Below are 22,093 nucleotides of genomic sequence, written 5' to 3' on the forward strand. Positions count from 1 at the left end.
CGGCCTGTGGACAACGCTCTCGACGGGCCGCGCCCACGGTGACACCGTGTGCTCCATGGGGCACACGACTTCCGACCAGCTGTTGCCGGTGATCAGTGCGGGCACCCCGATCCTGCCGCGCGGTGACGGACGGCTGCACATCGGCGGCGAACCGTCCTCGGCGCTCGTCCTGACGCTGGAGCCGCCCGCCGACGCGCCCGCCGTGGCCCAACTGCTCGACGACCTGCGTCGCCCGCTTACCCGCGCCCAGCTCAGTGCGCGGGCGCGGGCGGCCGGCCTCACCATGGCTGCGTTGTCCGCGTTGCTGCAGCGACTGGTCGCGGCGGGCAAGGCGGAGCCGCCGGCCGGACCAGACGCCCCGCACCTTCGGGTGCGGATCCACGGTCGCGGACCGCTGGCGGCACGACTCGCCGACGGGCTGGCCGCCCTCGACATCCCGGTGGTCTCGCAGACACTGGGTCCGGGTGCGCTGCACCCGTCGCGGCGCTTCGACTGCAACCTGCTGCTGCTGGCCGATCGGCTGATCGTCGATCCGCCGGTGCGGCTCGCGCTGATGGCAGCGCGCACCCCGCACCTGCCGGTCGTCGTGCACGACGGCGTGGGCCTGGTCGGACCGCTGGTGCTGCCCGGCCTGTCGAGTTGTCTGCGCTGTGCCGATCTGCACCGCGCCGAACTGGATCCGGAGTGGCCGCGGCTGGCGGCGCAGCTCGCGGTGGTCGGCGTCGACGCGGCTCCCGACGACCTCGCCGTCACCGCGGCGCTCACCTGCCAGGAGGTCGCCGGTATCGCCCGTCGACTCCGGATGCGCGACACGTCGCCGCCGCAGACCCTGAACCATCGGCTTCAGATCCACTCCTCGCCGGCGGGAACCACGCTGGTCGCGGCACCGCCGCATCCTCGCTGCGGGTGCCGATCGGTCCCGGCCACCCTGCCGCCTCGACCGCGCGTCCACTACTCTCAGAGCAGGCGAAAGGACAGCGTTGAGCGACATCACACGGGGACAGGGCCGCCGCAATGCCAAGCTGGCGGCACTACCGCTCGGCATGGCGGGGCGAGCAGCGGCAGGATTCGGTAAACGACTTGCCGGCAAGAGCAAAGACGAAGTCAGCGCCGAGCTGATGGAGAAGACCGCCGAACAGCTCTTCGAGGTGCTCGGGCAGCTCAAGGGCGGCGCCATGAAGGTGGGCCAGGCCCTCTCGATCATGGAGGCTGCCGTCCCCGAGGAGTTCGGGGGGCCGTTCCGCGAGGCGCTCACCAAACTGCAGGCCGAAGCGCCGCCGATGCCGATCGAGACCGTGCACAAGGTTCTCGACCAGCAGCTCGGCACCCGCTGGCGGGAGCGGTTCGCGTCGTTCGACGACGAGCCCGCCGCGTCGGCCAGTATCGGCCAGGTCCATAAAGCGGTCTGGGCCGACGGTCGCGTCGTCGCCGTCAAGGTTCAGTACCCGGGCGCCGACCAGGCGCTCAAGGCGGACCTCAAGACCCTGAGCCGGATGTCCGGTCTGATCCAGAAGCTGTCGCCCGGCACCGATGCCAAGGCGATGATCGACGAGCTGATCGACCGTACCGAAGACGAGCTGGACTACATCGCCGAGGCCGACCACCAGCGGGCCTTCGCGAAGGCCTTCGACGGCGACCCGGACTTCGTGGTACCGAAGGTGGTCGCCAGCGCCCCCAAGGTGGTGGTCTCGGAATGGATCGAGGGCACCCGCCTGAGCAAGATCATCACCGACGGCACGCGCGAGCAGCGCAATGCGGCCGCCACCAAGATGACCACGTTCGAGTTCAGCTCCCCGGCCCGCGTCGGACTGCTGCACGGCGATCCGCACCCCGGCAACTTCTTCGTGCTCGACGACGGCCGCTTCGGCATCCTCGACTTCGGTGCGATCGGCGAGTACCCGGACGGCCTGCCCGCCGAGACCGGCCCGATTCTGGCGTTGGCCCGGGACCAGAAGTACGACGAGCTCCGCGAACTTCTGGTGCAGCACAACTTCATTCGCCCGCAGTACGCCGACAAGGTCAGCGGCGACGACCTGGCGAAGTACCTGCAGCCGTACGTCGATCCGCTGTACACCGACTCGTTCCACTTCACCCGGAAGTGGCTGCAGCGGGCGGCCGGCAAGGCGACCGACGTCAGCGGCGACGTCTACAAGACCTCCCGGCTTCTCAACCTGCCGAAGGAGTACGTGATGGTTTTCCGCGTACTGCTCGGCTGCGTCGGTATCGCCGCGCAGCTCGACGCCGAGGCCCCCTACCGCGAGATCATGTACCGCTGGGTGCCGGGTCTGGTGGAGGACGAGGACGCCCCGGTCGAACCCGCTCCCTGAACTCGCCGAAGGGCCGAGAGCGGACTAGTGCCCCGTGGCACTAGGCGTTCTTGCGGGGGCGGCCCCGGGGGCGCTTGCGGGCGATGACGACGCCGCGGTCGAAGATCTCGCCGCCCCAGACGCCCCACGGCTCGCCGCGGTCGACGGCTTCGGCGAGGCACGGCCGCTGCAGCGGGCACCGTGCGCACAGGGCTTTCGCAGCCTCGAGGTCGGCGGGGTCCTCCGCAAACCACAGGTCGGCGTCGCCGCTCTGGCAGGGAAGTTCGAGCTGTTTCAGGCGGCCGGGTGCCGGGTCGCAATCGGACGGGAACGATTCGATGGTGGGTAGATCGGTGATGGTCATGAAGTGGGCTTTCGCAGGTGGGTCAGAGGGATCCGTGTGCGAAGCCCCGGGCCGGAGCAGAAAGATCACGGCCGCGGGGATTCGCTGAAGCGATTCGCCGCGGCCGGTACAGAGACTCGGTCAGTCCGTCAGATACTCAACTGGATCGACGGGCCGCCAGTGGGGGCCACGGGGAATCGCCGGCGCGCTCGCGCAGCCGCCGGTACGCGTGCTGCTGCCAGATGGGCGCCATGGGCCAGATGAATCTTCATCGGAACGATTCCTTCCTCGATCGCGAAGCGGTGGTCAACGTCGACCAGGGTACGCCGACCGCCCGGCGGCGCACAATCTATTTTTGACCTGCGACGACACTCCCTAGCTAGCCGACTTCGCGACGCTGTTCGCGCGTCGATCCAGGAGCCCCGACGGCGACTCGGCAACAGGGTCGCGACACGCGGCGGAGGCTGGGAGTGTCAGGAGCGGTGGGCGGCAATCACGGCGAGGATCGGAGTGCCGATCGCGTCGACGCGGTCGGCGGTCATGCCGCTGACGCGACTCAGTGCGCCGGTGTCGGCGGGCAGGATCCGGGCGAGCTGCTTGAGCACGTTGCCGCTGCACACGTTCACTTCGGCGAGTTCGTTCTCGGCGGCGTAGTCGCTCCGCCACTGTTTGAGCGCCTCGAAGACCGCCTTGTCGGGACCGGTGGACGCCTCCGGCAGCGTCGGGGCCGACTTCTCGTGGGGCACCAGACCGTCGAGGAAGCGGGAACGACGACGCGTGGCCGCGCGGCCCTCGTTGCGCGCCAGCGACCACGACACGTGCAGGTGCTGCCGCGCACGCGTGACGCCGACGTAGAGCAGGCGCCGCTCTTCTTCGACCTCCTCGGGCGACTTACTGGCCCGCCCGAGCGGCACCGACCCCTCGTGCACGCCGGTGATCAAGACCGCGTCCCACTCGAGCCCCTTGGCCGCGTGCAGGGACGCGAGGGTGACACCGCGCTGCTCGTCGCCGCCGGTGCGGGCGCGGTCGTGCAGGCTGCGCACCAGGTCGGCGAAGGTGCGGTCCGGCCGTTCGGCGAGCACCTCGTCGGCCAGTTCGACGAGCCGCGTCATCTGCTGCCAATTGACCTTGGTCTGGACGCCGGACGGCTCGGACTCGGCGTAGCCCAGCGGCGACAGCGCGGCCCGCACGGCCTGCGCGGGCGCCATCGGCGGAGGAGCGCCCTGCGCCAGCGTCCCGAGACGCCGCAGCGCCGCCCGCACCTGGGGTCGTTCGAAGAAGCCCTGGTCGCCGCGCACGCGATAGGCGATGCCGGCCGCACTCAGCGCTTCCTCGTAGCCCTCGGACTGCACATTGATGCGGTACAGCACGGCGATCTCGTCGGCGTCGACACCGGCCCGCAGCAGACGCTTGATCTCGGCCACCACCCCGACCACCTCGGAGTTCTCGTCCGGGTACTCGGCGAACACCGGCTCCGGGCCGCTCGGGCGCATGCCGATCAGCTCGAGGCGGGTGCCGGCCACCCGGCCCTTCGCCTTCTCGATGACGCCGTTGGCCAGCGCCACCACCTGCGGGGTGGAGCGGTAGTCGCGCTCCAGGCGCACCAGCGTGGCCTCCGGGTAGGTGCGCGTGAAGTCGAGCAGGTAGTCCGGGGTGGCCCCGGTGAAGCTGTAGATGGTCTGGTTGGCGTCGCCCACCACGGTCAGATCATCGCGTCCACCGAGCCACGCGTTCAGCAACTGCTGCTGCGCCGGGGTCACGTCCTGATACTCGTCGACGACGAAGCTGCGGTAGCGCGACCGGAACTCCTCGGCAATCGACGGCGTGCTGCCGAGCACCTCGGCGGTATAGATGATCAGGTCCTCGAAGTCGAAGAGCCAGTCCCCCGACGACGGGAGCTTGCCCTCCTCGTAGGCGGCGAAGACCTGCCCGATCAGTTCGGCGCGGATCGGCACATCGCGGCCGGCGCTGCGCGCGGCGTACCCCTCCGGACCGATGAGGCTCGACTTGGCCCATTCGATCTCCCCGGCCAGGTCGCGGATCAGTTCCCGGTCGGCGGTGTCCAGGCCCACCTCGCGGGCGGCACGGCGCACCATCGGGAACTTGCTGTCCATCAGCTCCCAGCGCGTATCGCCGAAGGCGAGCGGCCAGAAGTAGCGCAGCTGGCGCAGCGCGGCAGCGTGGAAGGTGAGGGCGGAGACCTGGCCGCCGGGCCCGGACACCCCGAGCGCTCCGAGCCGGTCGCGCATCTCGGCGGCGGCGCGGGCGGTGAAGGTGACGGCCAGGACCTGGCTGGGGTTGACCTGACCGGAATCGACCAGCGCGGCGATGCGGCGGGTGATGGTGCGGGTCTTGCCGGTGCCCGCACCGGCGAGCACGCACACCGGCCCGCGCGGTGCGAGCACGGCCTCGAGCTGCTGCGGGTCCAGCCCGTCGCGGATGCCCGATTGCCCGGGTCTATCTGGACGAGTCATGGCACGAGATTCTCACGCGGCACCGACATCGGTGGCCGCGAGCGCGGTGGGCCAGCGGTCAGAGCAGACCGAGCTGGCTCATGACCTCGCCGATGCCCGGATTGGTCTTGGTGGAGCCGTCGGCGAACTTCACCGTGGGGACCACGTGATTGCCGCCGTTGACGCTGCCGACGAACGCGGCGGCCTCCGGGTCGGCTTCGATATCGATCTCGGTGTACTCGATCTTGTTGCGGTCCAGCCCACCCTTGAGGCGGCTGCAGAACGGGCACCAGGAGGTGGTGTAGACAGTCAGATCGGCCATACGGACCATTCTAGAGGCCGCGTGCGGGCAACCGCCCAGCTGGTGATCAGCGACCGCGCGATCGACACCGGCGGCGGCAGCATCAGCGCCGTCTCGTCGCTGCCGCTGCCCCAGTCCGCGTCGGCCTCGAGTGCCTCGCGCACCTGGTCGCGGGTGAACCACTGCGCCTCGGCGAGTTCGCCGTCGAGCAGTTCCACGGGCTGGGCCGGATCGGCGGTCGCCTCGAAGCCGAGCATCAGCGATCGCGGGAAGGGCCAGGGCTGCGACCCGACATACTGCGGTGAATGCGCGACGACGCCGACCTCCTCGGCCACCTCGCGGATCACGCACTGCTCCAACGACTCTCCGGGTTCGACGAAGCCGGCGAGGGTGGAGAACCACGGGCGCGGCCAGGCGTGCTGGCGGCCGAGCAGGATCTGGTCGGAGCCGTCGTGGACCACCATGATCACCGCGGGATCCGTCCGCGGATACTCCTCGGTGCCGCCCGCGGTGCGGCGGACCCAGCCGGAGCGATCGCTCGTGGTCGGGCTGCCGTCGGACGGTGAGAACGCAGCGGACCGGTGCCAGTTGAGGACGCCGAGCGCGGTGGCGACCAGACCGGCCTCGTCGCCGGAGAGCAGGTGGGCGCCGCTGCGCGGCTCGCCCAACGGCTCGGCGACCTCGCCGCGGCGCAGCGCCCACAGGTCGGTCTCGCCGAGCACCCCGAGGAACACGGCATCGGCGACCGGCTGGGCACCCACGTCGACGGCCGACGTCCAGCGCAGCGCGCCCGTCGCGTCGACCGGGTAGCGACCGCGCTCGTCGACCAGCAGGACTTGGGCGCGCGCCCATCCGGCGGCCAGTCGCTCGGCGTCGTCGCGCAGATGATCGGCACGGTCGAAGACCGCTTGGGACAGCAGCGGGGGCGTCTGGAACGCGAAGGCGGCCATCGGATCAGGCCCGCCCGCCCTGACGCACGTAGAGCAGCCGATCGCCCTCTTCGATCTCCTCCACGTGCGAGTCGCCGACGCGGTACAGCGTGCCGTCGCGCACCACGCCGAGCACCAGGTCGCGGGTGTGTGCGGGCGAACCGCCGGTCTCCGACGGCTCCACCTCGCGCTCGGCGATGGCGTAGCCCTCCTCCGGGCTGAGCAGGTCCTCGACCACCTCCACCACCGACGGGGTGATGGTCGCGATGCCGAGCAGGCGGCCGGCGGTCTCCGAGGACACCACCACCGAGTTGGCGCCGGACTGGCGCATCAGGTGGGTGTTCTCCGATTCGCGAATGGAGACCACGATCTTGGCGCGCGGATTCAACTCGCGCGCGGTGAGGGTCACCATCACGGCGGTGTCGTCGCGGTTGGCCGCGATCACCAGGGCCGCGGCGTGCTGCACACCGGCCAGTCGCAGCACGTCGGACTTGGTGGCGTCGCCGCGGACCGTGACGAGGCCGTGCGCGGCAGCGACGTCGAGGGCGGCCTGGTCCTCGTCGACCACCACCACTTCGCTCGGTCGCACGCCGTCGGCGAGGACGGCCGCGGTGGCGGTCCGCCCCTTGGTGCCGTAACCGATGACGACGGTGTGATTGCGCACCCGATTCCTCCAGTTCTGGATCTTGATGGCCTGCCGCGACCGCTCGGTGAGCACCTCCAGGGTGGTACCGATCAGCACGATCAGGAACAGCACGCGCAGCGGGGTGATGAACAGGACGTTGATCAGGCGGGCCGACTCGGTGATCGGCGTGATGTCGCCGTAGCCGGTGGTCGACAGCGTCACCGCCGAGTAATAGAGCGCGTCGAGATAGCTGAGCGTGGTGCCCTTGGCGTCCCGGTAGCCGGACCGGTCGATGTAGACCACCAGCGAGCACAGCAACAACGCCAGCAGCGCCCAGAGCACGCGGCGGCCGATGGCGCGCGCCGGACTCTTCTCCAGTTCCGGGATCTTGACGATGCCCACGAGCGCGTAATCGGGCTTGTCGAACAGGTCGTCGCCGGTGAGCCGGGACATCCGCAGGCGCTTACGCATCACAGGCCTCGCGCGTGGTCGTCCTCACGTCTGTGAAGGCTACTCGATCGATGCGGGCTCGACGGCCAAGAGTGCCGCCAGCTCCGTCGCGTCCGGCAGCCGGTCCGGTTCCAGCGTGTAATGGTGGCGGACGTAGACGAACGCGGCGCGGACCGCGCTGACATCGACGCCGCGCAGCCGCGCCCACGCCACCCGGTAGGCGGCCAACTGCAGTTCCAGCGCGCCCCGCTTGGCGGGTTCGGGCACCGCACCGGTCTTCCAGTCCACCACCAGGTAGCCGTCGCCGTCGGCGAAGACCGCGTCCATCCGGCCGCGCACCACCGTCGATCCGATCACCGTCTCGAAGCCCACTTCCACTTCCAGGGGTGTCCGGTCGGCCCACGGCGAGGCGAGGAACGCGGCGCGCAGCACTTCGAGGTCGTCGTCGACAGCGGTCTCGTCGGCGGCGCCGGGCAGCTCGTCCAGGTCGAGCAGCCGGGTGGCGCCGAAGCGGCGTTCCACCCAGGCGTGAAAGGCGGTGCCGCGACGCGCCATCGGATTGGGCCGGAACGGGACGGGGCGACGCAGCCGCGCGGCGAAGGCGGCCTCGTCGGTGCCCAGCTCCACGAGCTGGCTCACCGACATCTGTCCGGGCAGTTCGACGTCGACGGCCTCGGCCGCGGACCGGCGGCGTTCGGCCAGCAGCGCCTCCACCTCCGCCCGCCACGCCAGAATCTCCGGGTCGTCGGTGGGCGGCGCCGGTCGCGGCACCAGGGCCCGCTCGGCCCGCGCCTCGTCCACCGCGCGCGCCGCCGCCAGCAGCGCTCCGCGCCGATCGCCCAAGCGGTCCACCGGCCAGGCCGCACTCACCGGTTCGAGCGTCATCGGGTTCTCCACGCCGTCCTCGGGGACGGGCGCGTCGACGTCGACGGTGAGCGCCGGCGAATCGGCGGCGGCCACCAGCTCCACCAGTTCGAGGTAGAAGTCCGAGCCGCCGCGCGGCTTGTCGCCGGTGGCCGACCAGTGATGGGCGGTCACCAGCAGCGTCTCCTTGGCGCGGGTCAGGGCCACGTAGAGCAGCCGCCGGTCCTCGTCGAGGCGGCGCGCCTTGATTGCCTCCTTGTGCTCGGTGAGCGCTTCCTCGAGTTCCTTGCGGTCGCCGAGCCCGGCGAGCCGCAGCGACGGAAAGCCTTCGGTGTCGTCCTGGCTCAGGTCCCCGCGCAGAGCTGCGGGCAGCTCCCGCGCCGAACCCAGCCAGGTGGTGTCGGCCTTGGCGCTCGGGAAGATGCCGCGCGCCAGGTGCGGCACCACGACGATGTCCCATTCCAGCCCCTTGGCGGCGTGCACGGTGAGGATCTGCACGCGGTCCTCGGCCACTTCCACCTGCCCGGCCTCGAGTCCCTTCTCCACCGACTCGGCGGCGTCGAGGAAGCTCAGCAGGCCGGGCAGCGTGGCTCCCGGCCGCTCGGCGTAGGCGGCCACGTATTCGGCGAAGGCGTCGAGGTGTTCGCGGCCGGTGATCGCACCGCGCATGCGGCGGGCCCGCAGCTGGGCCTCGACGGCCACCCCGATGGTCTGTTCGACGTCGGCGACGAGCTCCGGCAGCGGCTGGCCGATCCGCCGCCGCAGACGCTCCAGCTCGCGACCGAACGCCCGCACCCGCTGGTAGCCGGCGGCGGTGTACCGCTCCGCCTCCCCCGGATCGACGAGGGCATCGCCGAGTCCGGCGGCGTCGACGGACTCGGCGGGCAGCGAGGCCGCCAGCGCGGAATCGAGTTCTTCGCGCGTGGCGACGGCACCGGACACCGGGTCCAGGCGGCGCGCGGCCAGTTCCCGCGCGCGGCGCCACAGCGCCGACAGGTCGGCGGCGCCGAGCTGCCAGCGGGCACCGGTGAGCAGACGCATGGCGGCGGTCCCGGCCATCGGGTCGGCCATCAGGGTCAGGGTCGCCACGATGTCGGTGATCTCCGGGACGTGCAGCAGGCCGCCGATGCCGACCACCTCGACGGGGATGCCGCGCTCGGAGATCTCGGCCGCCATCGGCGCGGAGTCCTCGTTGCGGCGCACCAGCACCGCCACGGTCGGCGGCTGCTCCCCGCGACCCTCGGCGTCCCGGTAGGCGGCCTCCACGTGGTCGGCGATCCACCGGCGCTCGTCGTCGACCGTTTCGGTGAGCGCGAGCCGCACCGTGCCCTCCGGGGCCCCGTCGCGCGGACGCAGCGTGGAGACCGGCACCCCGCGGGCCCGCAGCTGCGCCGAGACCTCGTTGGCCAGGTACAGCGTGCCCTGACAGTTCCGCCAGCTGGTGAGCAGTTCCCGACGGTGCGCGGGCGCCCAGCCGCCGGGCTCGTCCACCGGACGCGGGAAGTCGTGCGCGAAGCGCGGCAGATTGGCCGCCGACGCGCCGCGCCACCCGTAGATCGACTGGATGGGGTCGCCCACCGCGGTGACCGCGACCGGCGCTTGCCCGGCCCCGCCGAACAGCGCCGACAGCAGCAGCCGCTGCGAGTGACCGGTGTCCTGGTATTCGTCGAGCAGGACCGCCTTGATGCCGCCGCGTTCGGTCGCGACCACCTCGGGGTGGGTGGTGACCAGTCGCGCGGCCAGCGACATCTGGCTGCCGAAGTCCAGCGCGCCCTGCTCGGCCATCTTGGCTCGCAGCGCCGTGACCAGTGGCAGGAACTCGCGGCGCTCGTCGATCACGGCCTGCACCCCGCGCAGCGCCTGACTGGGCTCGGCGCGCTGGCGCGGCCCCTTCGGAAGCGTGTCGATCAGGGTGTACAGGTCGGTACCGGCCGCGCGCAGCGCGTCGTCGTCGACGAGGTGCTCGGCCATCTCCGAGTACAGATTCAGCACCGCCTCGGTGACGCTGGACGGCACCTTGGGGGTGTTCAGCTCGTGCGGCCAGGAGGTGACTACCGAGAAGGCCAGCTGCCACAGTTCGGTCTCGCTGAGCAGCGTGGACGACGGTTCCACCGGCAGCAGCAACCCGTAGTCGGCGATCAGCCGCCCGGCGTAGGCGTGATAGGTGCTGACCTCGGCGTCGGCGCTGCGCAGCACCTGCCGTAGTTCCCCGCCCGGATCCCAGTCGTGCAGGGCCGACGAGCCGGCGAGCATGGCGAGACGACGGCGGATGCGCGCGCCGAGCTCGCTGGCCGCCTTCCGGGTGAAGGTGAGGCCGAGGATCTCGTCGGGGGCCACCAGTCGGTTGGCCACCAACCACACCACCCGCGACGCCATGGTCTCGGTCTTGCCCGCACCGGCCCCGGCCACCACCAGCATCGGTTCGAGCGGCGCCTCGATCACCTCGACCTGCTCGTCGGTGGGCAGCGGCAGACCGAGCGCGCCCGCCAGCACCCGAGCGCCGATCAGGCCGGACGGGTGCGGCGCAGAGGGCTGTTCAGTCATCGATGACCGCCTTCCCGCGGAGTTGGGCGGGACAGCTGGTGACCAGCCCGCAGTGTTGGCAGCCGGAGTTGACGGAGGCGACGAAACCGGGCCCGATCCCGGCGCGCGCCGCGCCGCGCACCACCGCCACCCATTCGTCCACCTGCTCGGGCGTCAGCGGCTCCTGCACGCGTTCGGCGGCGCCGGTCTTGCGGTTCGGTGTGGCCACGTACACCAGTCGGCCGCCGCCGGTGGTGCCCGCGGGCAGCCCTTCCACACCGCCGAGCAGCAGCGCCAACTGGTAGGCGGCCAACTGCGGGTGGGCGGCCGCGTCAGCGGCGGTGATCACGGTCTTGCCGGTCTTCACGTCGATCACCACCGGACGGCCCAGATCGTCGGTCTCCAACCGGTCGATGCGTCCGGTGAGGGTCACCGGCAGCTCGTCCGGGCGGCCGTCGGCGTCGACGCCGGGCGGCACCGCGGCGGTCAGCGCCACCTCGACGGCGGCTTCGGTGAGTTCGGACCGCGAATACTCCAGCCAGTCCCGGAAGTTGGTGAGCATGGTCTCCGCGCGCCGCAGCTCGCGTTCGCTGAACCAGGCGGCGGGCGAGGCGACGCGGTCCCAGATCTCGTGCAGGGCCGTGGTGACCTCGGCGTGGTCGAGCTGCCCGGCCACCGCCTGCACCAGCGTGTGCACCAGGGTGCCGGTCACCGCCGGTTCGGCGTCGCCGTCGCGCCCGCCGTGCCGTTCGAGCATCCAGCGCAACGAGCAGCTGGTGAGCGAGTCGACGGTCGACGGCGACAGCGTGAGCGCGCCCTGGTCCGGCGTCCACAGCGGGGCGCCGCTGGACGGGTCGAGCAGGCCGTACCACTGCTGCGGCGGGGCCGCGGGCACCTCGGCGTCGGCCAGCTCGGCCAGCAGCGCGGCGGCCGCCTCGCGCCGCACCGCGGTGGTGTCCGGATCGACGAGGGCCGCGCGCAACTCGGCCACCATCGACGGCAACGACAGCAGGCGGCGCAGCCCGCCGTCGAGCGGGATCTCGTCGGCCTGGTCGCCGTGGCGGTCGTGGTCGGCACCGTAGCCACCGAGGGCGTCGGCGATCTCCGGCACGAACCTCGACGGCGAGGCATCGCCGGTGCCGTCCTCCACCGCGGTGACCAGCAGCTGACTGCGCGCGCGGGTGCACGCCACCAGCAGGAGGCGGCGTTCGTCGGCCAGCAGTTGGGCGTTCCGGGAGACGGTGTCCACGGCCTGCGCGTCGAGCCCGTCCAGCACGTCGAGCAGCGCGGGGGTGCCCAGGACGCTGCCCCGACTGCGCAGCGACGGCCACAGCCCGTCGAGCACCCCGGCCACGGCGACCACCTCCCACTCGCGGCCGGCCGCCGAATGCGCCGACAGCAGCTGCACCGCGTCGGCCGCGGCGGCGGGCGTGCGCGATTCGCGCGGGATCTGCAGCTGGCTCAGGTAGTGCAGGAAGCCGCTCAGCCCGCCCGCGGGGACGTTGTCGGTGTACGACGCGGCCGCCTCGAACAGCGCCAGCATGGCGTCGAGGTCGCGGTCGGCCTGCCCGCCCGCCCGGTCGCCGCGCAGGGACCGGAGCAGCCAGGTGCGTTCGAGGCCGGACGCCTGCCAGGACCTCCACAGCGTCTCCTCCACGCCGAGTCCGCCGCGGTCGGCGGCCCACGCGGCCCGCACCACCTTCAGGGTCCGGGCCAGCGGCTGCGCCTCGAACTCGGTGAGACCGGCCAGGTAGGGCGCGGCCCGATCGGGATCGGCCAGGGCTGCGGCCAAAGCGCTGAGCGAGTCGGGCGGTCCGTCGTCGACGGTGTGGGGCGGTCCGTCTTCGACGGTGTGGGGCGGTCCGTCGACGTCGGGCACCGCCGGGGCCGCCGGTTCGACGACCACCTTGCCCTCCTCGTGCAACCGACGGACACCGCGCCGGAGTCGACGCAACTGACCCGGGCCGGCCGCACCGATCGGCCCGGACAACAGGGTCACCACGTCGTCGGGGCCCAGCAGCTCCGGGGAGCTGCCGGCCCGTAGGGCGAGCGCGAAGGCCTCCACCGCGCGCTGCCGGAACAGCGGGAGGTCGCTGGTGGGCGTCACCACCGGTACTCCGGCCGAGGAGAAGGCGCGCCGCAGCGCGGGCAGCATCCGCGGCACCGAGCGTACTATCACCGCCATCTCCGACCACGGCACGTCGTCGAACAGGTGCGCGCGCCGCAGCAGGTCGGCCACCGCGGTCGCCTCTTTGGCGGCCGAGGAGAACACCCGCACCGACGCGGCACCGGGACCCGGCGCCGGGTCGGGGAACGGCTGCGAACGGGCGCCGGGCAGTCGGGCGGCCAGCGCGCGACCCACCGTCGGCACCTCTCCCGCGGCGCGGTGACTCTGCGTCAGCACCACATCCCGGCCGTCGGGCAGTTCGGCGAAGAAGCGCGGACTGGCACCGCGGAAGGAGTAGATCGACTGGTCGGGGTCGGCGGCGATCACCGTGAGATCGGCGCCGGTGCCGATCAGCTCCACCAGCCGGGCGGCCTGCGGGTCCAGGTGCTGGGCGTCGTCGACCAGCAGGTGTCGGATGCGGGCGCGCTGATCGGCCAGCAGGTGCGGTTCCAGGGCGAAGGTCGACAGTGCCGAGCCCACCAGTTCGGCGGCATCGACCGCCTGCGGACCGGCTTCCGGCGAGTCGATGCCCACCGCCCCGCGCAGGAGCATGGTCTGCTCGTACTGGGCGAAGGCGCGTCCCGCCGCCGCCCACTCGGGCCGCGCGTGCTCGCGCCCCAGTGCCATCAGGTCTTCCGGCCCCAGGCCGCGCTCGGCGGCCCGCATCAGCAGATCGCGCAGGGCCTGGGCGAAGCCGTCGGTGGCCAGCGCCGGACGCAGCGACGCCGGCCAGTACGCGGCGCCGTCTTCGAGGTCGCCGGCGAGCAGTTCGCGCAGGATCACGTCCTGCTCGGATCCGGTGATCAACCGGGGCGGCGGATTGCCGTGCGCGCTGGCCTGCAAGCGCAGCACCGCGAACGCGTACGAGTGGACGGTCCGCACGAGCGGCTCGCGCAGGGCCGCGCCGGTCCGCGAGTGCCCGGCCGCGAGCACGCGCCGGGTGATCTCGCTGCGCACAGCCACCGCCGACCGGCGGTTGGCGGTCAACACCAGGACCGATTCGGGGTCGGCGGCGTCGTCGAGCAGTCGGGCGACGGCGACGTCGATCAGCAGCGCGGTCTTGCCGGTGCCGGGTCCGCCGCGCACCCGATACGGCCGCCACGGGCGTTCGGGGTCGGCCTGATGCCCGGGTGTCAACAGCGCCGCCGCTTCCGCCGGCCAGGTGCGGGCGGGCAGCTCGAACGGTGCCGGGGAGGCGATCAATCGAGTCTGCGCGGTGGCCATACGCCCATGGAAGCACGCCCCTGCGACACTGATGACATGGCCCGCGCCCTCCACACCCATCTGTTCGGACCCGCCGACGCGCCGACCGTGCTGGCTCTGCACGGTCTCACCGGGCACGGCAAGCGCTGGGAGCATCTGGCACCGCTGCTGCCCGAGCTGCGGGTGGTGGCACCGGACCTGCTCGGGCACGGACATTCGCCATGGACGCCGCCGTGGTCGATCGAGGATCACGCCGCGGCCGTCGCCGACGCCGTCGAGGCGCACGTCCCCCGCGAGCGGCGGCCGCTGACGGTGGTGGCCCACTCGTTCGGCGCCGCCGTGGCCCTGCGACTGGCGCACGACCGCCCCGACCTGGTCGACGGCCTGGTGCTGCTGGACCCCGCGCAGGGCCTGGACCCGGAATTCGCCTTGGCGATGGCGCAGAACAGCATTACCTACCGCGGCTACCCCGATGCGGCCACCGCGCAGGCCGCCAAACGCGCCGAGGGCTGGGGCGCGGTGCACGCGAACATCCTCGACGGGGAGATCGTCGACCATCTGATCGAGGACGGCGACGGAGTGGCCTGGCGGGTGTGCGCCCCGGCCGCCACCGCCGCGTGGAGCGAACTGGCGCGTCCGGCGCTGTTGCCGCCGGCACAGGTGCCCACCCGGGTCGTCGTGGCGGCACGGGTGCAGCCGCCCTTCGTCACCGCCGACTTCCTCGCCGCGTGCGCCGCCGACCGCGCCGACACCGTGCGGGTCACGCACGTCGACACCGAACACATGGTGCCCTTTCTCGCGCCCGACACGGTGGCCGCGCTGATCCGGGAGGTGCTCTAGCCGATGGCCAGGATCAGCGACGCCCAGATCGAAACGGTCCGCGCGCTGATCGCGGCGATCCCGCCCGGCGAGGTCAGCACGTACGGGGACCTGGCCGAGGCCGCCGGTCTCACCAATCCGCGCCAGGTGGGGTGGATCCTGCGCACCGACGGCGCCGACCTGCCGTGGCAGCGTGTGGTGCCTGCGTCCGGTCGGCCCACCATCGACAAGGCGACCCGCCAACTGGATCTCCTTGCCGCCGAAGGGGTTCCGATCCACGACGGACGAATCCTGTTGCGCGAGTGCCGCACTCGCCTGCTCCGTGAACCGGACTCACGCGGACGACGAACGGAAAGCTAAACGAGCAGTCGGACCTTGTCGACGACCCGCAGCAGACCGGGCAGGGCGCCCGCGGTGGAACGCGGGTGCAGCGCGTGCACGCCGAGCCGGAACATGGTGGCGCGCAACAGCATCTGCGGCCACTCCTCCAGGTGCGACCAGCGCTCGATGAGCTCGTCGTCGGCCCCGCCCCAGGCGAGCGCGTCGACCACGACCACCGCCGACGCCCACGACGCCGGGCGCCAGTACGGCACGATGTCGGTGATCGCCGGGGCCGCGGCACCGGCGAACAGCACGGTCCCGAAGAGGTCGCCGTGCACCACCTGCTGGGTCATCTTGACCGGTCGACGCAGACCGGCGAGTTCCTTGATCGCCGCGACGGAGGCATCGCCGTCGTCCTCGGTCGGGGTCGGCATGCCCGCCCCGCGCGCGGACCGCAGGGGCGGCTCCTCCCAGGCGCCGCGGTCGGCGGCGTTGAAGACGTCGACGTCGTCGAACGGCGGCGCCGGCGGCTGCAGCAGAAAACGCGGACGTTCGAGCTTGGCCAGCGCGGCGTTCAGGCGATCGGCGACGGCCAGCACCTCGTCGTACCGCGGTTCCGGGCTGCCCGCCACGTAGGTGTCGGCGCGCCAGCCGGAGACCACATAGCGGCCGTCGGTGGCGCGCAGCGGGCGGGCGATCCGCATGCCCTCCACGTACAGGTTCTCCCGGGCGTTCGCCGACCAGGCGGCCCGCGCGTGGTCGGGCACCAGGGTCAGGACCACTTCGCCGACGCGCCAGCCGAGCACGCCGCTGCCTTCCATGGCGATGGGCGGGTGCGCGGTCAGACCGAAGGTGGTCAGCACCTGTTCCGGTGGCGCGGCGATCGTGGTCACGATGCCACAGACTACCCAGGCAAGCGCTCGGTTTCCGGGTGCCACACCGGCCCGCGCGTCGCCGATCAGCGGTGATCCACCCCGCCGCGCAGGACGGAGGCGGAGTCAGTAGGTCGGCATCTCGGGGTCCACCTGCTGCGCCCACGCCAGGATGCCGCCCTCCAGGTGCACCACCCGGTCCAGTCCGGCCGCCCGCAGCGCCGCCAGCGCCTGCGCCGAACGGATCCCGGTCTTGCAGTACAGGACCACCCGACCCTCGCGCGGGATCTGGGCCGACGCCCGACCGTCGACGATGTCGCCGCGCGGCACCAGCCGGGCGCCGGGCAGCGCCGCGATCTCCCATTCGACCGGTTCGCGCACGTCGATCAGCACCGGCGGATCGTCGCTGTCGAGTTCGGCGCGCAGCTGCAGCGGCGTGATCGACGACGTGTCGGCCGCGGTGTCGGCGTCGACGACGGCGGGGATGCCGCAGAACGCGTCGTAATCGATCAGCGCGGTGATCGGCGCGCGGTCCGGATCGCGCGCGAACCGCACGGTCCGGTGCGTCATCGCGAGCGCGTCGTAGATCAGCAGGCGCCCCAGCAGCGGATCGCCGATGCCGCAGAGCAGCTTGATCGCCTCGGTGCCCATCAGCGAACCGATGGTGCCGCAGAGCAGCCCGAAGACGCCGCCCTCGGCGCACGACGGCACCAGTCCGGCCGGCGGCGCCTGCGGGTACAGGTCGCGATAATTGAGGCCGCGCCCGTCCGGTGCGTCCTCCCAGAACACCGACACCTGACCGGAGAACCGGAAGATGGAGCCCCACACGTACGGCTTGTGCGCGAGCGCCGCGGCGTCGTTCACCAGGTAGCGGGTGGCGAAGTTGTCGGTGCCGTCCAGGATCAGGTCGTAGCGACCGAACAGCTCCACCGCATTATCGTTGGTGAGCACGACGTCGTGCAGTTCCACCCGAACCAGCGGATTGATCGCGGCGATCGCGTCCCGCGCCGATTCGATCTTCGCGCGCCCCACGTCGGCCACGCCGTGCAGGATCTGTCGCTGCAGATTGGATTCGTCGACCACGTCGAAGTCGACGATGCCCAGCGTGCCCACGCCCGCCGCCGCCAGGTAGAGCAGCGTCGGCGAGCCGAGGCCGCCCGCCCCCATCACGAGGACGCGCGCGTTCTTCAGACGACGCTGACCCGCCACCCCGACGTCGGGAATGATCAGGTGCCTGCTGTACCGCGCGATCTCCTCGGCGGTCAGCTCGGGCCCCGGCTCGACGAGCGGCGGCAGCGCGGACGCCGGGGTCATTTGTCCGGGTAGGGCCAGGCGCTCGCTCGGCAGGTGTACGTCCGGTTCGCCTTCATCTCCGGATCGAGCGCCATGATCTCGCTGTTGGACGTACCGAAGGTCTGCTGCATCATGATCGGCGCGAGCCCGCCGTTCTGCTCGCACGGCAGATGGTGTTCGTAGCCGATACCGTGGCCGACCTCGTGGTTGATCAGATACTGGCGGTAGGCCAGATCGTCGCCGCCGAAGGCCGAGGCACCGCGCACCCAGCGCGCCTCGTTGAGCACCACCCGGCCCTCCGGCGGGTAGAAGCACGACGTCTCCAGCTTGATCTGGTAGCCGCACAGATCGCGCGAGGTCGCCGTGGAGGTCAGCGAGATCCGCAGATCCGGCTCCCCCTTGTCGATGCGCCGGAAGGCGACCTTGCCGCCGCCGATCCAGCTCTTCGGGTTGGCCAGCGTCGCGTCGACGAGCTTGGCGAAACTCTTGTCACCGCCGAAGTTCTGCGGATTCAGTCCGTCCTCCACCTCGACGGTGTAGGTGTACACCTCGTTGCCGTGACCCAGCTTGTCGGTGGTACCGGGCACCACGGAGAAGACCTGCTCCCCTTTGACCGTGAACGCCCCGCCCGCGGGCAGCGCACCGGCAGGCAGCGCCGCGGCGGCGATGTCGGCGGTCGGCGCACCGATCGCCGTGGTCTCCTGCGCGACGTCGACGTTGCGCGCCTTCGGATCGATGGGCGCGGCCACCTGTGCGTCGCCGGAACCGTCGTCGGTGATCGTCACGACCAGCAGGACGACGGTCAGCACCGCGAGCACGCCGATGGCGTAGGCACGCCACCCGTAGGCGTGCAGAAAACCGCTCACAGCGCCGCGTTTGCGCTCCTCGGAGTCCTCGTCGCGCTCACCGATCGGATCCCAACGGGCCCGCAACGGCTGATCGGGCCGCGGGCGTCGGGGCCGCGTCGGGCCAGGTGGAGGTGTAGCAGTCACGTCCCAACTGTCTCACAGCACGGGGTACCATACCGCATCCGCCCCGTCGTTTCGACGTGCACCCCGTTCGGCGCGGCCGGGGCGGCGAGTACGCTGCTAGCCATGTCAGCCGCTGATTTCTCTGCTTCCTCGGGCGCCGGAGGCGCCGCCCAGTATCGGAGCAGCACTCGTCTCCCGCGCAGCGCGCGACGCCGCCAACTGCTCGATGCGGCCAGCGAGATCTTCGTCGAACGCGGCTACCACAGCGCAGGTATGGACGAGATCGCCGCCGCGGCGGGCGTCAGCAAACCCGTTCTGTATCAGCACTTTCCGTCGAAGCTCGACCTGTACATCGCCGTCGTCGACTCGCACGCCGAGAAGCTGGTCTCCGATGTGAACCGCGCGCTGCTGACCACCACCGACAATCACCAGCGCGTCCGCGCCGCCGTCGGTGCCTTCTTCGACTTCATCGACGAGGACAACTCCGGCTACCGCCTGATCTTCTCCTCCGATGCGAAGGATCCGGCGGTGATCCGTCGCGTCGAGGGCGCCAGCGAAGCGTGCGTGGACGCGGTCTACGGCCTCGTGATGACCGACTCCGGCCTGGACCCGCACCGCTCCCGCATGCTCGCCGCCGGCATGGTCGGCGCCAGCCAGGTGAACGCGCGCTACTGGCTCGAGGCCAACCGGCCGATCGAGAAGGCCGAGGCCGTCGAGGTGACCGTGGCCCTGCTGTGGCACGGCCTGTCCGGTGTCCCGCGCATCGACGGCGAGACCGGCATCGCTGCGGGGGCTGACTCCGCAGATGCCGGCGGCGCCGCTGCCGAGGGCAGCGACGCCGCAGAAACCGTGGAGTAGACCGAATAGGTCGCGACCGAGTGGGCCCTCGGGGCGAAGGTCAGGAAGCGCCGAAGCCCACCCGGCGGCTCTCCGAGCTGCCGACCTCGACGTAGGAGATCTTGCTTGCCGGCACCAGGACGCGGGAGCCCTTCTCGTCGGTCAGTTCCAGCACGCCCTCGCCGGTGGCCAACGCGTCCGCGACGGACTTGTACACCTTGTCGGCCTTCTCCGTCGTCGACAGCGACAGTTCCCGTGCGGTGTTCTCGATACCGATTTTGACCTCAACGCTCATGGTGTCGAATCCTACTGCAGGCCCCGCCGCGCTCACGCGAGGCCGAGGGCGCGCATCCGCTCCCCGTGTCGCTCCGCGATCGAGTCGAAGAAGGTCGCCACGTCGGTGAGCGAGCCGGTGCCGGAGAAGAGCAGGTCGGTCACGTCGGGGTCTTCGGCGAGCACCCACTGCATGTGCGTGATGGCCTCGCCGAGCAGTCGACGACCCCACAGCGTCAGCGGCGCCGCCACCGCCGGATCGGCCGTGACGGCCGCCCGCACCTGCTCGCACGCCCACTCCGACGACGATGTGTCCGCCATCACCTCGCCGAATGTGTCACGTACCTCTTCCGGCAGGTGATCGACCATCTCGGCGAAGAAGTCCGCCGACATGCCGTCGCCGATATACATCTTGACCAGCACCTCCAGCCAGGTGGAGGGGTCGGTGACCTTGTGATAGCGGTTGAATACGTCAACATGCTGGTCGACGGCGTCGGCGACGTCGCGCCCGGCGGCCGTGACCTGCTCGGCGAGCACCTGGAAATGGTTGATCTCCGAACCGGTCATGCGCAGCAGGGCCACCCGATCGGCGGTGGTCGGCGCCATCGCCCCTTCGGAGATCAGCCGTGCGACAGCGGCGTACTCGCCGGCGAGAAAGATCTCGCACAGGGTCACGACGACGGGGTTCTCGGGCGCTGCGGGCGTGTTCGGCATGGGAGTCAGCGTAGGCAACGGGCTACACTGTGACCAGACGCAGGTCGCAGCCGGGAGTTTTTCCGCTGTGCCCGTCGAACTTATGAGCGCGCACCAAGATCGCTCACGCCGGCGACCCCACCGATTCTCGGGACCCCGTGGAGCTTGACGAGTGCGTGCACGACGCACACGAGAGGCACCAAAACCAATCATGACCACGGATATCAGCACCGCCACAGATCCGAACGACGACGTGCAGACCACCATCGTCGCCGAAGACCACCAGGCCCCCACCTTCGCCGAACTCGGCGTGGACCCCGCGATCGTCGCCGCCCTCGAGGCCGACGGCAAGTCCCGCACCTTCGCGATCCAGGAACTGACGCTGCCCCTCGCGCTGGCCGGCAGCGACCTCATCGGTCAGGCGCGCACCGGCATGGGCAAGACCTACGGCTTCGGCATCCCGCTGCTGCACCGCCTGGTGCACGCCGCCGACTTCGGCCTGCGCCCGCTCGACGGCACTCCGCGCGCCCTGATCATCGTGCCCACCCGCGAGCTCTGCATCCAGGTCCACGAGGATCTGCAGACCGCCGCCAAGGGCGTCACCGTCGACGCGCTGACCGCCGCGGGCAGTGACACCGCCGCCAACCGCCCCCTCAAGCTGACCGCGATCTACGGCGGCCGCCCCTACGACTCGCAGATCGCTGAGCTGCAGGCCGGCGTCGACGTGGTGGTCGGCACCCCGGGCCGTCTGCTCGACCTGGCCCAACAGGGCCACCTGGTGCTGGGCAAGGTTCAGATCCTGGTGCTCGACGAGGCCGACGAGATGCTCGACCTGGGCTTCCTCCCGGACATCGAGCGCATCATGGGCGCCCTGCCCACGCCGCGCCAGACCATGCTGTTCTCGGCCACCATGCCGGGACCGATCGTGACGCTGGCCCGCACCTTCCTGACCCAGCCGACGCATATTCGCGCCGAGCAGGCCAACGACTCCGCGGTGCACGAGCGCACCACCCAGTACGTCTACCGCGCGCACGCCCTGGACAAGGCCGAACTGGTGGCGCGCATCCTGCAGGCCGACGGCCGCGGCGCGACGATGATCTTCACCCGCACCAAGCGCACCGCCCAGAAGGTGGCCGACGACCTCGCCGACCGCGGTTTCTCGGTGGGCGCCGTGCACGGCGACCTCGGCCAGGTGGCCCGCGAGAAGGCCCTGGGCCGGTTCCGCGACGGCACCATCGACGTCCTGGTGGCCACCGACGTCGCGGCGCGCGGCATCGACATCGACGACGTGACGCACGTGATCAACTACCAGTGCCCGGAGGACGACAAGACCTACGTGCACCGCATCGGCCGCACCGGTCGCGCAGGCCGCACCGGCACCGCGATCACCTTCGTCGACTGGGACGAGTTGCACCGCTGGGAACTCATCGACAAGGCCCTGGGCCTGGGCATTCCGGAGCCGATCGAGACGTACTCGACGTCCGAGCGCCTGCAGGAGGAACTGGGTGTGCCCGCCGACGCCACCGGCCGCATCGGCAAGCCCTCCGGTTCGACGTCGGGCTCGCGTTCCGGCGAACGCCGTGAGCCGCGCCGCGAGCGGGAACCGCGCACCGACCGTCCGGCCCGGAACCGTCGTCGCACCCGCGGCGGCAAGACCGCGGACACCGACGGCGCCGCGCCCGCCGCCGAGGCCGCCTCGTCGACCGACGATGCCGCAACCGCACCGACCGAAGGCGGCAAGGCCGAGGGCGGCGCGACCCGCCCGCGCCGTCGCCGTCGTCGCCGTTCCGGCGGCACCGGTGCCGGTGAGACCGCCGCCGCTGCCCCGGCCGCCGACTAGCACCGACCGC

Annotated in this window: 18 protein-coding genes; 6 read left to right on the top strand and 12 right to left on the bottom strand. The window is 71.5% G+C overall.

The annotated features are described in order from the left end of the window. Window positions 1–55 precede the first annotated feature (55 nt). Together ABD989_RS15530 and ABD989_RS15535 are read left to right on the top strand one after the other, a co-directional pair. Entirely contained in the window at window positions 56–1,075 is a 1,020-nt protein-coding gene (locus ABD989_RS15530) for a hypothetical protein (RefSeq protein WP_345314160.1), read from the top strand. After that, the gene (locus ABD989_RS15535) at window positions 981–2,327 is read left to right on the top strand and encodes an ABC1 kinase family protein (protein WP_246991706.1); all 1,347 of its coding nucleotides are present in this window, start codon (window positions 981–983) and stop codon (window positions 2,325–2,327) included. Before ABD989_RS15530 ends, ABD989_RS15535 begins: the two co-directional genes overlap by 95 nt. Before the next feature lie 40 nt (window positions 2,328–2,367). Here the strand turns inward: ABD989_RS15535 and ABD989_RS15540 are convergent, their stop codons facing one another. The 7 genes from ABD989_RS15540 to ABD989_RS15570 all read right to left on the bottom strand — a co-directional run bounded on the left by ABD989_RS15540 (window position 2,368) and on the right by ABD989_RS15570 (window position 14,185). Continuing rightward, on the bottom strand, window positions 2,368–2,670 hold the full coding sequence (locus ABD989_RS15540; RefSeq protein ID WP_246991708.1) for a WhiB family transcriptional regulator: 303 nt from the start codon (window positions 2,668–2,670) through the stop codon (window positions 2,368–2,370). A 452-nt stretch (window positions 2,671–3,122) separates the two neighbouring features. Beyond that, complete coding sequence (locus ABD989_RS15545; RefSeq protein ID WP_345314161.1) at window positions 3,123–5,123, bottom strand: ATP-dependent helicase; 2,001 nt, start codon at window positions 5,121–5,123, stop codon at window positions 3,123–3,125. 58 nt (window positions 5,124–5,181) lie between these two features. Beyond that, complete coding sequence (locus ABD989_RS15550; RefSeq protein WP_372493084.1) at window positions 5,182–5,424, bottom strand: mycoredoxin; 243 nt, start codon at window positions 5,422–5,424, stop codon at window positions 5,182–5,184. Continuing rightward, the gene (gene nudC / locus ABD989_RS15555; protein ID WP_246991714.1) at window positions 5,412–6,353 is read right to left on the bottom strand and encodes an NAD(+) diphosphatase; all 942 of its coding nucleotides are present in this window, start codon (window positions 6,351–6,353) and stop codon (window positions 5,412–5,414) included. The genes ABD989_RS15550 and nudC overlap by 13 nt, the downstream gene beginning before the upstream one ends. A 4-nt stretch (window positions 6,354–6,357) precedes the next feature. Next, complete coding sequence (locus tag ABD989_RS15560; protein ID WP_246991716.1) at window positions 6,358–7,428, bottom strand: potassium channel family protein; 1,071 nt, start codon at window positions 7,426–7,428, stop codon at window positions 6,358–6,360. A gap of 39 nt (window positions 7,429–7,467) precedes the next feature. Beyond that, window positions 7,468–10,815 carry an ATP-dependent helicase gene (locus ABD989_RS15565; protein ID WP_246991718.1) on the bottom strand — a complete coding sequence of 1,116 codons (3,348 nt, stop codon included), beginning with the start codon at window positions 10,813–10,815 and terminating at the stop codon, window positions 7,468–7,470. Then, window positions 10,808–14,185, bottom strand: coding sequence for an ATP-dependent helicase (locus ABD989_RS15570; protein WP_345314162.1), 3,378 nt, complete (start codon window positions 14,183–14,185; stop codon window positions 10,808–10,810). Before ABD989_RS15570 ends, ABD989_RS15565 begins: the two co-directional genes overlap by 8 nt. Before the next feature lie 36 nt (window positions 14,186–14,221). Here ABD989_RS15570 and ABD989_RS15575 point away from each other — a divergent pair, with 36 nt between their 5' ends. Together ABD989_RS15575 and ABD989_RS15580 are read left to right on the top strand one after the other, a co-directional pair. Continuing rightward, a complete protein-coding gene (locus tag ABD989_RS15575) occupies window positions 14,222–15,004 on the top strand; it encodes an alpha/beta hydrolase (protein ID WP_345314163.1) in 783 nt (260 codons plus the stop codon). 3 nt (window positions 15,005–15,007) lie between these two features. Then, a complete protein-coding gene (locus tag ABD989_RS15580; RefSeq protein WP_345314164.1) occupies window positions 15,008–15,343 on the top strand; it encodes an MGMT family protein in 336 nt (111 codons plus the stop codon). On the opposite strand, the gene ABD989_RS15585 is transcribed toward ABD989_RS15580, so the two are convergent. From ABD989_RS15585 to ABD989_RS15595, 3 genes are all read right to left on the bottom strand, one after another. Next, window positions 15,340–16,197 (bottom strand): TIGR02569 family protein, encoded by an 858-nt coding sequence (locus ABD989_RS15585; protein ID WP_246991726.1) that lies wholly within the window; start codon window positions 16,195–16,197, stop codon window positions 15,340–15,342. The genes ABD989_RS15580 and ABD989_RS15585 overlap by 4 nt on opposite strands. A gap of 105 nt (window positions 16,198–16,302) precedes the next feature. Next, window positions 16,303–17,490, bottom strand: coding sequence for an adenylyltransferase/sulfurtransferase MoeZ (gene moeZ / locus ABD989_RS15590; RefSeq protein WP_246991727.1), 1,188 nt, complete (start codon window positions 17,488–17,490; stop codon window positions 16,303–16,305). Continuing rightward, window positions 17,487–18,461, bottom strand: coding sequence for a DUF3152 domain-containing protein (locus tag ABD989_RS15595; protein WP_246991729.1), 975 nt, complete (start codon window positions 18,459–18,461; stop codon window positions 17,487–17,489). Before ABD989_RS15595 ends, moeZ begins: the two co-directional genes overlap by 4 nt. Window positions 18,462–18,563: 102 nt before the next feature. Here ABD989_RS15595 and fasR point away from each other — a divergent pair, with 102 nt between their 5' ends. Then, complete coding sequence (gene fasR / locus ABD989_RS15600) at window positions 18,564–19,298, top strand: HTH-type transcriptional activator FasR (protein WP_345314165.1); 735 nt, start codon at window positions 18,564–18,566, stop codon at window positions 19,296–19,298. 40 nt (window positions 19,299–19,338) lie between these two features. On the opposite strand, the gene ABD989_RS15605 is transcribed toward fasR, so the two are convergent. Further along, complete coding sequence (locus ABD989_RS15605) at window positions 19,339–19,572, bottom strand: DUF3107 domain-containing protein (protein ID WP_246991733.1); 234 nt, start codon at window positions 19,570–19,572, stop codon at window positions 19,339–19,341. A 32-nt stretch (window positions 19,573–19,604) separates the two neighbouring features. Next, entirely contained in the window at window positions 19,605–20,264 is a 660-nt protein-coding gene (locus ABD989_RS15610) for a ferritin-like fold-containing protein (protein WP_246991734.1), read from the bottom strand. A gap of 190 nt (window positions 20,265–20,454) precedes the next feature. Here ABD989_RS15610 and ABD989_RS15615 point away from each other — a divergent pair, with 190 nt between their 5' ends. Further along, window positions 20,455–22,083 carry a DEAD/DEAH box helicase gene (locus ABD989_RS15615; protein WP_345314166.1) on the top strand — a complete coding sequence of 543 codons (1,629 nt, stop codon included), beginning with the start codon at window positions 20,455–20,457 and terminating at the stop codon, window positions 22,081–22,083. The last annotated feature ends 10 nt before the right edge of the window (window positions 22,084–22,093 follow it).

It is taken from the genome of Gordonia alkaliphila (assembly GCF_039542465.1).
Taxonomy (GTDB): domain Bacteria; phylum Actinomycetota; class Actinomycetes; order Mycobacteriales; family Mycobacteriaceae; genus Gordonia; species Gordonia alkaliphila.